The organism is Streptococcus sp. HF-1907, from assembly GCF_015594605.1.
Classification (GTDB): domain Bacteria; phylum Bacillota; class Bacilli; order Lactobacillales; family Streptococcaceae; genus Streptococcus.
On the sequence record NZ_JADNQT010000001.1, the window covers coordinates 140,014 to 151,956 of the forward strand.

An 11,943-nucleotide genomic window follows, 5' to 3' on the forward strand; every position below is an offset into this window, starting at 1 on the left:
GAGTATAACATAGCATTAAAACGCTTTCAAGATATATGCTCAAGATTCCGACTTCCTTACAAATTTTCGACAATTTGCATTTTCTTAAAATATAAAAATAAAAAGTTATCAGAAGGAATCCGATAACTTTTGTCGATTACGATTAAAACTACTTACTCTTAATGTAGTTAATACCGTCTGCCTTAGGCGCTACAGCTTGTCCAAAGAAGGTTGCAAGGACTACAATAGTCAACACGTACGGTGCAATTTGAAGGTAAACTGTTGGAATAGAACTTAGCAGCGGTAATTGTCCTCCAATGACTGCCAAACTTTGTGACAATCCAAAGAATAGACTTGCTAACATAGCACCGACTGGATTCCATTTACCAAAAATCATAGCTGCAAGAGCGATGAATCCAGGCCCAAGGATTGTTGTTGGGGCGAAGTTAACTGAGATAGATTGTGCATAGACTGCACCTCCCATACCACCAAGGAATCCTGAAATCATCACACCGTAATAACGCATTCTGTAAACATTAATACCTAAAGTATCCGCAGCCTGAGGATGCTCCCCAACTGAGCGAAGACGAAGGCCAAAGCGGGTTTTATAGAGGACGAACCAAGAAACGAATGCAAGGATAATAGCGAGATAACCAATCAAGCTTGTACTATGGAAAAAGATATCTCCAATAAATGGAATTTTTGAAAGCACAGGGAAATCAAACTTACCAAATGATTGTTGAATGTTATCTGTTTGTCCTTTGTTATAAAGAACCTTTACAAGGAAAACTGCTAAAGAAGGTGCCATCAAGTTAAGTACGGTACCACTGATAACATGGTCTGCTCGGAAATTGATTGTAGCTAGAGCATGGATTAATGAGAAAATCAATCCAACAACTCCTCCAACAAGCACTGCCAACCATGGCGTTGCTTTACCAAATGATTGAGCAAACTCCAGATTGAAAACAACACCAGAAAATGCTCCCATAACCATGATACCTTCTAGTCCGACGTTTACAATACCGCCACGCTCTGAGAATGTACCACCAATACTAGTAAAAATAAGTGGCGTTGCATAAATCAACATTGATGAAACCATCAAGGCTAAAATTGTTGTTAAACTCAACTTAGTTACCACCTTTCATTTGCTTTTTAGGTTTGACAAAGCGTTCGATAATATAGTGAATACCTACAAAGAAGATAATCAAGGCTGTAACAACTTTAATTAGTTCAGGAGGGATTCCTGCAATGTTCATACCTGGTGAACCAACGCTCAATGCTGCAAATAGGAAGGCTGCAAAAATAATTCCGATTGGATTATTTGCGGCTAGAAGACTAACTGCCATACCATCAAAACCAATTGAAATTGAACTTGACTGTACGAAAACATTTTCAAAAGTACCAAGACCTTCCACTACTCCTCCAAGTCCTGCAAAGGCACCTGAAATAATCATAGAAATAATAATAGTACGTTTAGCTGACATCCCTGCATATTCACTTGCATTTGGATTCAACCCAACTGAACGAATTTCAAAACCTAAAGTAGTTTTATTAAGCAAGAACCAGATAACGGCTACGCCAACTAAAGCAATAAAAATACCTATATTCATCCGCGAATTATTAGTGAGTGCGGATAACCAATCTGTTCGATAAGAAGCATTTGCCGATACATAGATACTTGAATCAGTTGTACGCATGATGCTCTTTGAGAATAGGTTTTGAATTACAGCATTTCCAGAATACAGAATAATATAGTTCATCATAATAGTAACGATAACTTCACTAGTACCTAGATAAGCACGGAGAATCCCCGGAATCGCCCCAGCAATTCCTCCAGCTACAGCTGCAATAACGATAGTGCAAAGAATCATTAGAGGACGTGCCATATGTGGGTGCTCTAGTGCAAACCAACCAGCAGCAATCCATCCTGCCAAAGCTTGTCCAGGTAATCCGACATTGAAGAAACCAGCGCGACTAGCAACTGAGAAACCAAGCGCAACCAACATCAATGGACCCATAGCTCGGAAAATTTCACCGATATTTTTAATACTGCCAAAAGCTGTTTGGAATAAACCTTCATAACCCCACAATGGATCGTATCCAAATATAAGCATAATGATGGCCCCAAGAATGATCCCAAGTAAAACTGAAATCAGAGGAACCGCAATTTGTTGAGCTCTCTTAGACATTACTCTCCTCCTTTTTCAATTTTTCCACCAGCCATCATGATACCAAGCTCTTGTTTATTAGTATCTTCAGGCTTAACGATACCTTGAATCTTCCCGTCGTGAATAACAGCGATACGGTCGGATACATCTAAAATTTCATCCAATTCAAAGCTGACTACCAAAACTGCTTTTCCTTTGTCTCGTTCAGCAATCAAACGTTTACGAATATATTCAATCGCACCAACATCTAGTCCACGAGTTGGTTGACTAACAATCAATAAATCTGGATCTCGGTCAATTTCACGAGCAATAATGGCTTTTTGTTGGTTACCACCTGAGAAGCCTTTGGCAAGAACATACTCGCCTGCACCGCGAACATCGAATTCCTTCATCAACTTACGAGCATATTCATTGATGTAAGAGAAATTCAAAATACCATGCTTACTCATCGGCTCCTTATAGTAAGTCTGAAGGGCGATATTTTCAGCCATGGTCATATCCAACACAAGTCCATCACGATGACGATCTTCTGGAACGTGACCCACGCTAAGTTCAGTGATTTGACGCGCTGACATCTTAGTAGATTCTTGACCTTGGATAAAGATAGAACCTGACTTCACTTTACGCAGACCAGTAATAGCTTGAATGAGCTCACTCTGTCCATTGCCATCAATCCCTGCAATACCAACAATTTCACCACCACGAACATCAAGTGAAAGGTTTTTAACCGCAGGTACACCACGATTTTCATTTACAACCAAGTCTTTGATTGAAAGAATAACATCTTTTGGATGCGCTGCTTCTTTTTGAGTCGTAAATGAAACTGAACGTCCTACCATCATTTCAGCCAAATCTTCCGAAGTAGCACCTGCAACATTAACAGTCTGAATACTTTTTCCTCGGCGGATGACAGTTACTCGATCTGCAACAGCACGAATCTCATCCAATTTATGAGTAATCAAAATAATTGATTTACCTTCTTTGACAAGATTTTTCATAATTTCAAGTAACTCATTAATCTCAGATGGTGTCAAAACCGCTGTTGGTTCATCGAAGATGAGCATATCTGCACCACGATAAAGCGTTTTAAGAATTTCAACACGTTGTTGTGCTCCAACAGAAATATCTGCTATTTTTGCATCTGGATCCACATCAAGCCCGTATTTTTCTGATAATTCTTTAATTTCAGCGCTAGCATTTCTTAAATCCAAGACACCGTTTTTAACAGTTTCATTCCCAAGTACAATGTTTTCGGCAACTGTAAAAGCTTCAACCAACATAAAGTGTTGATGGACCATTCCAATACCAAGTTGAGATGACTTGGATGGTGAGTCAATATTTACTGGCTGACCATTGATGACAATTTGTCCACTTGTAGGCTCCAAAAGACCTGCAAGCATGTTCATTAAAGTGGATTTACCAGCACCATTTTCACCAAGCAATGCGTGGATTTCACCCTTGCGAACAGACAAATTGATATGATCATTTGCCACAAAATCTCCAAATTTTTTGGTGATTTCTTTCATTTCAATGACATTTTGCGTCATGTGGTTCTCCCTTTCAGAAAAAATCATTTATATTTCAGTAAAACCCACCAAGCAATGATGAGTTTTACTGAGATATAACATCTCAGCTTGGAAAAAGAGCGATCCTAAACCGATCGCTCTACTTCCAAAAAAGTTTGTCAAAAACTATTTTTCAGGAACTTTGATGTCGCCAGAAATAATTTTTTCTTTAGCGTCAGCAATAGCTTTAACAGCATCGTCTGAAAGGTTTGTTGTTGCGATATCTACACCACCATCTTTAAGACCATAAGTTGTAGTTTTGCCACCAGGGAATTTGCCTTTGGCAGTTTCAGTAGAGATTTTCTTAACTGATTCACCAACTTCTTTGATTGTTGAAGCAAGTACAAAGTTTGATTCTTTACCATCTTTAGAAGTGTATTTACCTTCAGATGCTTGGTCACGGTCAACACCGATTACCCAAACTTTATCCGATTCATTGCGTGATTCATTTTCAGCTTTAGCTTCTGAGAAGACACCTGCACCAGTACCACCAGCTACTTGGTAGATAATGTCTGCGCCAGCGGCATATTGAGTTGCTGCGATTGTTTTACCTTTAGCAGCGTCTCCAAATGAACCAGCGTAATCTACTTTAATTTTGATTGAGTCGTCTACTGATTTAACCCCAGCTTCAAATCCTGCACGAAAGCGAGAGATAACTTCTGATTGCATACCACCAACAAAACCTACAGTTTTAGTCTTAGTTGATTTTGCTGCAGCAATACCTGCAAGATAACCAGATTCATTATCCGCAAATGTTACACTGGCAACGTTATCTGTGTTTTTGATAACATCATCGATGATAACATAGTTTACATCTGAATTGTCTTTAGCTGCTTTTTCAACTGCATCGTGGAGTGCAAATCCAATACCGTAGACAAGTTTGTAACCGCTTGATACTGCTGTGTCAAGGTTTGTAGCATAGTCAGACTCGCTAGCAGATTGGAAGTAATCATAGCCAGTACCTTTTTTAAGTTTGTTAGCTTTACCCCACTCTTGAAGACCTTCCCAAGCTGATTGGTTAAATGATTTATCATCAACACCACCAGTATCAGTTACCATAGCAACTTTCAAGTCAGTTTTCCCTAATGAAGATTTTGAAGCACCGCGATTACCACATGCTGCAAGTCCAAGCACCGCAACAGATGCTAAACCAAGTCCAACGATCTTTTTGTTCATTAAAATGAACCTCCTAAAACATTTTTTATGGACATTATGTCCTAAAGTTAATCACAGTCCTACTTAAGATCTGTGAAAGAATATGGAAGTAATTCCTCGACCGTCATCACGACCGTCTCTCCATTTTTAGAAATTAGAGTCACCTCTACAGAGGACTCAAAAAATTCAGACATTACCTGGCGACAGGCTCCACATGGTGAAACTGGCTTCTCTGTCTTGCCGTAGATTGCTAATTCTGAAAATTCTCTGTAGCCCTCAGAAACTGCTTTAAAAATCGCAGTTCGCTCGCCACAGTTAGTTAAACCAAAGCTGGCATTTTCTATATTGCAACCTAGAAAAATATGACCATCTTTTGTTTTCAATGCAGCGCCAATTGGAAAATGAGAATAAGGCACATATGCATTTTTACTTGCCTCAATAGCAAGGTTTACTAAACTAGTATCCGCCATTTGATACTTCTCCGTTGACTATTGCCACACCTGCTGAAGTACCGATCCGAGTTGCACCTGCTGCAATAAAGGCTTCTGCATCAGCTAAAGAACGGGCACCTCCCGCAGCTTTGACACCGACCTTATCACCAACAGTTTTACGCATCAATGCGACATCTTCAACCGTTGCCCCATGAATTGAAAATCCTGTTGATGTTTTAACAAAGTCTGCACCTGCTGAAACAGAAAGTTCACAAGCTTTTACCTTTTCCTCATTTGTCAGCAGGCAAGCTTCAATGATGACTTTAACCAATTTGTCACCACTTGCTTCAACAACAGCACGGATATCATCTTCGACTACTTGGTATTGACCTGATTTTAATAAACCGATATTGATAACCATATCCACTTCCGAAGCACCATTTTCAATAGCTTCTTTTGCTTCAAAGGCTTTTGTAGCACTTGTAGTAGCACCCAAGGGAAATCCAATTACTGTACAAACTTTTACATCGGTACCTGAAAGCTCATTTGCGCAGTAGGAAACCCAAGTTGGATTGACACAGACACTAGCAAAATCATACTCTTTTGCTTCAGAGACAAGCTTCGCAATTTGCTCTTGCGTACTTTCTGGTTTTAATAGTGTGTGGTCAATGTACTTATTAATTGACATGACAAACCTCCCTCTAATTTATGAAATAATTTTATGAAATAATTTTTATGATTTCTTTTGTCTCAATTCTAGCACTGTCTATTTTAACATTTTTTTTGAATTCTGTAAGCTCTTTTTCCGTTAATTTTTCCTGAGAATAAATTTTTGCTATAGAATCGCCATTTTTTACAGCATCGCCAATTTTTTTATTAAAAACAATGCCGCTTTCATAATCGAGTGGATCTGTCTTAACGGCGCGTCCTGCGCCTAGTCGCATTGCAAACAGTCCAAACTCAAGCGCAGGAAGAGCCACCACGTAACCGTCGTCTTCAGCAAAGACTTCAGTTACAACAGGTGCTGATGATGACCGATAAAGATCTTTCAAATCTCCCCCTTGCGCTTCCACCATTTGTTCAAATTTTTGTAAGGCGAGTCCATTGACAAGGTGATCATGAATCGTTTCTAGCGATTCGTCAACGCTAGCTAAACTTAGCATAATCTGTCCTAACTCACAGATGAAGTGTGTCACGTCTTCACGTCCATTGCCCTGCATAATTTCCAGCGCTTCTAGGACCTCTAAACGATTTCCAATAGCGCGACCAAGGGGCTGGCTCATGTCTGTAATGACAGCAACTGTCTTACGACTAACTTTTTTACCAAGTGCCACCATTGTCTTCGATAATTCTTCGGCATCTTCCAAAGTTTTCATAAAGGCACCTTCGCCAACTGTCACATCTAGCAAAATACTGTCAGCGCCAGCAGCTATTTTTTTACTCATCACAGAGCTCGCAATGAGCGGGATAATATCAACCGTAGCCGTCACATCGCGCAGAGCATAGAGAAGTTTATCAGCCTTGACCAAATTATCAGACTGCCCAATGACAGATATGTTGATTGCCTTGACCTGGTTGATAAATTCTTCCTGCGTGCGCTCAATTTGGAAACCTTTGATTGATTCTAATTTATCAAGAGTACCACCTGTGTGCCCCAATCCACGACCACTCATTTTAGCCACAGGGACACCAAAACTTGCAACGAGTGGTGCCAAAATCAAGGTCACCTTGTCACCTACACCGCCTGTTGAATGCTTGTCTGTCTTGATACCTGGAATACTTGACAAATCAATCTGTTCACCGCTTTCTACCATACACATGGTCAAATCGCGGGTTTCTCGTGTCGTCATTCCTTGAAAATAGACAGCCATTGCAAAAGCTGACATTTGATAGTCAGGCACAGTCCCAGCAACATAGCCAGAAATTAACCATTGAATCTCATCACTTGACAGTTCCAAGCCATCACGCTTTTTTTGAATTAAATCTACTGCTCTCATACTCATTTCTCACTTCTTAAAATGTAGTAACCCTTATCTTTTTTGACAATTTCACAGTTTCCAAAGACTTCCTCCATCTTAGCCTTTGCACTTGGGGCACCTTGTTTTTTCTGAATGACAATCGTTAAACTACCACCATCGTTAAGGTAGTCAATACTCTCTTCAATAATTTGATGAACGACCTTCTTGCCCGCACGAATTGGAGGATTACTGATAATGTAATCATAACTTCCATTTACATTTTCATAGACATTAGACTGGAAGATTGTTGCCACAACCTGGTTTCTCTCAGCGTTTTTTTTAGCTAGTTCAATAGCCCGATTATTGATGTCTACCATTGTAACGTCTAATTGATGCACTTTGACCAAGGAAATTCCTAAGGGACCGTAGCCACAGCCTAAATCAAGAAGTTTCTTGCCATTATCAACTTCCAAAGCATTCAAAAGTACCTGACTACCAAAGTCAATCATTTTTTTAGAAAAGACTCCTGCATCCGAGTAAAATTGAAAATCCTCTCCTAATAAACTCACTCTTAAATCATGAATATCGTGAGCTGCATCAGGATTTTCAGTATAATACATATTATTCATATTTGCTCCTTTACATTGCTTTTTAATTCTAACACATTCTGTAACTGTGTTCAATTCTATTTAAAAGTGTTATAATATGCTCCAATAGGAGTTATGGAAATGATAAATGAACTAATAAATTTTGATCGTTTTTCGAGGAATGAATGGCAAGTGTTACATCAAAAAAGCCATCCCTTGTTAACCGAAAAAGAACTTGAATCTTTGAAGAGTCTAAATGACACCATTAATATTCAAGACGTTGTGGAAGTCTACCTACCAATTATTAGCCTTGTTCAGATTTATCAAAATAACGCTAACAACCTTTCGTTTGCTAAAAGTATCTTTCTGAAAAGAGAAAGGCAGGCGCGACCATTTATCATTGGTATTTCCGGATCAGTCGCTGTCGGAAAGTCCACTACCAGTCGGTTAATTCAGCTCTTACTCGCTCGGACTTTCAAAGAATCCAAGGTAGAGTTAGTAACCACAGACGGATTTCTCTATCCCAATGATACCTTGATTCAAAATAATCTATTAAACAGAAAAGGTTTTCCAGAATCTTACGATATGGAGAAGCTGATTAACTTTTTGGATGCTGTTAAAAATCGCATTAAGACGACACTTCCAATCTATTCACATGAGATTTATGACATCGTTCCCGACTGCTACCAAACAATCGATTTCCCCGACTTTCTTATCGTGGAAGGTATCAATGTTTTTCAAAATCCCAAAAACAATAACCTTTATATCAATGATTACTTTGATTTTTCAATTTATATTGATGCTGACAGCAGTCATATTAAAAATTGGTACCTTGAGCGTTTTAAGACATTGCTAGCGCTAGCAAAAAAGGATAAACATAACTACTATCACGATTACTCGCAACTTCCTATCGAAGAGGCTGTCGCTATCGCTGAAAAAACTTGGGAGTCTATTAATCTCGTCAATCTAAACAACTATATTTTACCAACCAAAAATCGCGCTGATCTTATCATCCACAAATCAAGCGACCATAAAATTGATGAAATTTACCTGAAAAGGTGATTAAGACTTGCAAAATATTGATTAATTCGATATACTGATATAGTTAGATTAATACGGAGGTGAAAACATTGGCAAATATTAAATCAGCTATCAAACGCGCTGAACTTAACGTTAAACAAAACGAAAAGAACTCAGCTCAAAAATCAGCTATGCGTTCTGCTATCAAAGCATTTGAATCAAACCCATCAGAAGAACTTTTCCGTGCTGCTTCTTCAAGCATCGATAAAGCTGCTTCTAAAGGTTTGATTCACACAAACAAAGCAAGCCGCGATAAAGCACGCCTTGCTGCTAAACTTGGTTAATCATATTAACTAGAGAAATTACCGGTTTATTCGGTGATTTCTTTTTTATTTTCTATACAAATAAATTAAAAAGAGTTGAACCAGTTAATTCAACTCTTTTTAATTTATTTAATTGCATCTGTCGCTACATCTTCACCAAACCATTTGTTTGAAATTTCTTTGAATTTTCCTGATTTGTAAAGTTTTTTGAAAGCAGCGTTGATTTTCTTCACTAGCGTTTTATCTGATTTACGTGCTCCTACAGCAAAGTCTTCACCGCTGTATTCACTTTGGGTGATATTGTATTTATCAAGATCGCCTTCTTGTTTGAGGTAGTAGTTGGCATACACACGGTCAATCAAAAGTCCATCAATACGGTTATTCTTTAAATCAATCAATGCTTGTGTGAATGTTTCATACTGTGTTGCATCATTGTCCTTGACAATATCTTTCAACACCTTAGGATTTGCTGTGAAAGCATCATAACCAGAAGATCCTGATTGCGCTCCTAATACTTTGCCTTTCATATCTGCAAAAGACTCGATTCCTGAATCCCTCTTAGTTACAAGGACCTGCTCATTTTTCATATAAGGATTTGTGAAGGCAACTTTTTCTTTACGCTCATCTGTAATCGAATAACCATTCCAAATGAGGTCAATTTTACCATTTTTCAATTCTGTTTCTTTTAAGTCCCAGTTAATAGCTTGCCACTTCACTTTAATACCGTATTCTTTGAAGACAGCGTTCGCTAAATCAATATCAAACCCAGTATTTTTACCATTTTCATCTTCGAATCCCATTGGAACAAAAGTATTATCAAATCCAATTGTAATTGATTTTTTGGATTGATAGGTATCCCAATTATCTGATTTTGTGCTAGATGATTTTGTCGACGAACACGCAGCTAAACCAACTAAACTAACAATCGCTGTAGCAGCGAAAAGAATCTTTTTCAATTTCATAAAGCAATCCCCTTTTCCTATTTTGGATTAATTTTCAAAATGTGATCTGAAATATTTTCAGCAAACTGTAAATCATGCGTCACAACAATCTGTGTAATGCCAGCTTCACGATTTTGTAAAATTAATTTTTCAACTTCTTGACGTAATTCCGGATCGAGCGCACTCGTGGGTTCATCATATCCAATGATACGCGGATCAATCATCATAGCTCGTGCAAGAGCCACCCGTTGCTTTTGACCGCCCGAAAGTGAATACGGATAAGCATTTCCATGTTCACCTAAACCAAGTCGTTCTAGTAAAGCTTGCGCTTTTTTTAGAGCCTCTTCCTTATCCATCCCCATTGTTTTAATAGGTGATAAAGTTAGGTTATCTAGAACAGATAAGTGCGGAAATAATTGAAAATCCTGAAAAACAAATCCCAATAAGTTTAAACTTTCCAAGCGATCAGTGGGCACAACTTCACCGTTGTAAATGATTTCACCCGAATCAATTTTTTCCAAACCTGCTAGCATCCTTAACAGAGTCGTTTTTCCTCCACCTGAAGGTCCGACAAGAGAGAGAATTTTTCCTTCTTCCACTACTAGATTAAACTGATCAAAAATTTGTTTCTGACCAAATCGTTTAGAAATATTTTTTAATTCTAACATGTGTCCTCCCTTATTTGTAGAAATCAAATTTTTTCTCAACTCGTTTAGAGACGATTGTGACAATCCCTACAAGTAAAAGATAAATGCCACCAGCAATAAACATTGGTGCCAAGGTCGCATCACGGTTTGCTGCAGTTTTACTTGCTAGAAGCAAATCACCTACACCCAAGACATAGACGAGTGATGAATCTTTAACAAGGTTAATAATCTCATTGAAGACACTTGGTAAAACAATCTTAAACACCTGAGGGAGGATAATGTAGCGAATTGTCTGAAGTTGAGAAAATTTCAAAACTTTAGCGGCTTCATACTGTCCTTTCGGAATAGCTGCGATTCCTCCACGGAAAATTTCTGCAAAATAAGCTGCATAGTTTAGTGTAAAGGCCAGAATCGCCGCTGGCATACGATCGAATGAAATACCAACACTAGGCAAAACATAATAGACAAAAATCAATTGTAAGAGCAAGGGCGTTCCACGCATTACCCAGACATACAAGGTCAAAAACCATTGCAATGGTTTAAAGTTGATTTTCATCAAAAAAGCTAAAATTGCTCCCAGTGGAATTGACAACACAAGAACGATGAAGAAAACTTGTAAGGTTACAACAGCTCCATTTAATAAACTTGGCAGGACCTGTGATATATAAGCCATGTTACCTCCTAAATATAGATAGTTGCTCTTATTATACCAAATTATCAGAATTTTTGATACTAATTTATAAAAATACATAAAATGAATTTTCAATAAACAAAAATAGGCAGTTAGCAGTTACACTAATTGCCTATGTCAGACTTTTCTTTTATAGTTTTTTGACAAATTCTGATTTTAGCTTCATTGCGCCAAAGCCATCGATTTTACAATCAATGTTGTGGTCACCTTCAACCAAGCGAATATTTTTGACACGTGTGCCTTGTTTAATATCTTTAGGCGCACCCTTCACTTTCAAATCTTTAATAACAGTAACTGTGTCGCCATCTGAAAGCTTTGTACCGTTGCTATCCAAGACAACTAGACCATCTTCTTCTACTTCATTTGGATCCCACTCGTAGGCACATTCTGGGCAGACAAGTAAAATACCATCTTCATAGACATATTCTGAATTACATTTTGGGCAATTTGGTAAAGACATAACATCTCCTCTATTTTT

Annotated in this window: 14 protein-coding genes; 2 read left to right on the top strand and 12 right to left on the bottom strand. The window is 38.2% G+C overall.

Annotation, left to right across the window (positions count from 1 at the left end):
• Positions 1-148: 148 nt before the first annotated feature.
• The 8 genes from IYQ92_RS00705 to IYQ92_RS00740 form a co-directional block, all read right to left on the bottom strand.
• The gene (locus IYQ92_RS00705; RefSeq protein WP_195674849.1) at positions 149-1,105 is read right to left on the bottom strand and encodes an ABC transporter permease; all 957 of its coding nucleotides are present in this window, start codon (positions 1,103-1,105) and stop codon (positions 149-151) included.
• A 1-nt stretch (position 1,106) separates the two neighbouring features.
• Positions 1,107-2,168 (bottom strand): ABC transporter permease, encoded by a 1,062-nt coding sequence (locus IYQ92_RS00710; protein WP_195674850.1) that lies wholly within the window; start codon positions 2,166-2,168, stop codon positions 1,107-1,109.
• Positions 2,168-3,694: an ABC transporter ATP-binding protein gene (locus IYQ92_RS00715; protein ID WP_195674851.1), complete on the bottom strand. Its 1,527-nt coding sequence runs from the start codon at positions 3,692-3,694 to the stop codon at positions 2,168-2,170. The genes IYQ92_RS00710 and IYQ92_RS00715 overlap by 1 nt, the downstream gene beginning before the upstream one ends.
• A 144-nt stretch (positions 3,695-3,838) precedes the next feature.
• Positions 3,839-4,888 (bottom strand): BMP family lipoprotein, encoded by a 1,050-nt coding sequence (locus tag IYQ92_RS00720; RefSeq protein ID WP_195674852.1) that lies wholly within the window; start codon positions 4,886-4,888, stop codon positions 3,839-3,841.
• A gap of 59 nt (positions 4,889-4,947) precedes the next feature.
• On the bottom strand, positions 4,948-5,337 hold the full coding sequence (locus tag IYQ92_RS00725) for a cytidine deaminase (protein WP_195674853.1): 390 nt from the start codon (positions 5,335-5,337) through the stop codon (positions 4,948-4,950).
• Entirely contained in the window at positions 5,324-5,986 is a 663-nt protein-coding gene (gene deoC, locus IYQ92_RS00730) for a deoxyribose-phosphate aldolase (protein WP_195674854.1), read from the bottom strand. The genes IYQ92_RS00725 and deoC overlap by 14 nt, the downstream gene beginning before the upstream one ends.
• A 31-nt stretch (positions 5,987-6,017) precedes the next feature.
• Positions 6,018-7,295 carry a pyrimidine-nucleoside phosphorylase gene (locus IYQ92_RS00735; protein ID WP_195675057.1) on the bottom strand — a complete coding sequence of 426 codons (1,278 nt, stop codon included), beginning with the start codon at positions 7,293-7,295 and terminating at the stop codon, positions 6,018-6,020.
• Between the two features lie 2 nt (positions 7,296-7,297).
• Positions 7,298-7,885 (bottom strand): class I SAM-dependent methyltransferase, encoded by a 588-nt coding sequence (locus IYQ92_RS00740; protein ID WP_195674855.1) that lies wholly within the window; start codon positions 7,883-7,885, stop codon positions 7,298-7,300.
• 99 nt (positions 7,886-7,984) lie between these two features.
• Between IYQ92_RS00740 and coaA the strand changes: the two genes are divergently transcribed.
• Entirely contained in the window at positions 7,985-8,905 is a 921-nt protein-coding gene (gene coaA / locus IYQ92_RS00745) for a type I pantothenate kinase (protein ID WP_195674856.1), read from the top strand.
• Positions 8,906-8,973: 68 nt separating this feature from the next.
• Entirely contained in the window at positions 8,974-9,207 is a 234-nt protein-coding gene (rpsT, locus tag IYQ92_RS00750) for a 30S ribosomal protein S20 (protein ID WP_195674857.1), read from the top strand.
• A 104-nt stretch (positions 9,208-9,311) separates the two neighbouring features.
• Here the strand turns inward: rpsT and IYQ92_RS00755 are convergent, their stop codons facing one another.
• From IYQ92_RS00755 to IYQ92_RS00770, 4 genes are all read right to left on the bottom strand, one after another.
• Positions 9,312-10,148, bottom strand: coding sequence for an amino acid ABC transporter substrate-binding protein (locus IYQ92_RS00755; RefSeq protein ID WP_195674858.1), 837 nt, complete (start codon positions 10,146-10,148; stop codon positions 9,312-9,314).
• Between the two features lie 17 nt (positions 10,149-10,165).
• Entirely contained in the window at positions 10,166-10,795 is a 630-nt protein-coding gene (locus IYQ92_RS00760; RefSeq protein WP_195674859.1) for an amino acid ABC transporter ATP-binding protein, read from the bottom strand.
• Between the two features lie 10 nt (positions 10,796-10,805).
• Positions 10,806-11,447, bottom strand: coding sequence for an amino acid ABC transporter permease (locus tag IYQ92_RS00765; protein ID WP_195674860.1), 642 nt, complete (start codon positions 11,445-11,447; stop codon positions 10,806-10,808).
• 148 nt (positions 11,448-11,595) lie between these two features.
• Positions 11,596-11,925, bottom strand: a complete 330-nt coding sequence (locus IYQ92_RS00770; protein ID WP_195674861.1) for a zinc ribbon domain-containing protein YjdM — start codon at positions 11,923-11,925, stop codon at positions 11,596-11,598.
• Between the last annotated feature and the right edge of the window lie 18 nt (positions 11,926-11,943).

Coding starts and splice junctions, on each gene's coding strand:
- coaA (WP_195674856.1), top strand. CDS start 7,985: ATGATAAATGAACTAATAAATTTTGATCGTTTTTCGAGGAATGAATGG.
- IYQ92_RS00725 (WP_195674853.1), bottom strand. CDS start 5,337: ATGGCGGATACTAGTTTAGTAAACCTTGCTATTGAGGCAAGTAAAAAT.
- IYQ92_RS00710 (WP_195674850.1), bottom strand. CDS start 2,168: ATGTCTAAGAGAGCTCAACAAATTGCGGTTCCTCTGATTTCAGTTTTA.
- IYQ92_RS00760 (WP_195674859.1), bottom strand. CDS start 10,795: ATGTTAGAATTAAAAAATATTTCTAAACGATTTGGTCAGAAACAAATT.
- IYQ92_RS00740 (WP_195674855.1), bottom strand. CDS start 7,885: ATGAATAATATGTATTATACTGAAAATCCTGATGCAGCTCACGATATT.
- IYQ92_RS00755 (WP_195674858.1), bottom strand. CDS start 10,148: ATGAAATTGAAAAAGATTCTTTTCGCTGCTACAGCGATTGTTAGTTTA.
- IYQ92_RS00735 (WP_195675057.1), bottom strand. CDS start 7,295: ATGAGAGCAGTAGATTTAATTCAAAAAAAGCGTGATGGCTTGGAACTG.
- IYQ92_RS00715 (WP_195674851.1), bottom strand. CDS start 3,694: ATGACGCAAAATGTCATTGAAATGAAAGAAATCACCAAAAAATTTGGA.
- deoC (WP_195674854.1), bottom strand. CDS start 5,986: ATGTCAATTAATAAGTACATTGACCACACACTATTAAAACCAGAAAGT.
- IYQ92_RS00720 (WP_195674852.1), bottom strand. CDS start 4,888: ATGAACAAAAAGATCGTTGGACTTGGTTTAGCATCTGTTGCGGTGCTT.
- IYQ92_RS00770 (WP_195674861.1), bottom strand. CDS start 11,925: ATGTCTTTACCAAATTGCCCAAAATGTAATTCAGAATATGTCTATGAA.
- IYQ92_RS00765 (WP_195674860.1), bottom strand. CDS start 11,447: ATGGCTTATATATCACAGGTCCTGCCAAGTTTATTAAATGGAGCTGTT.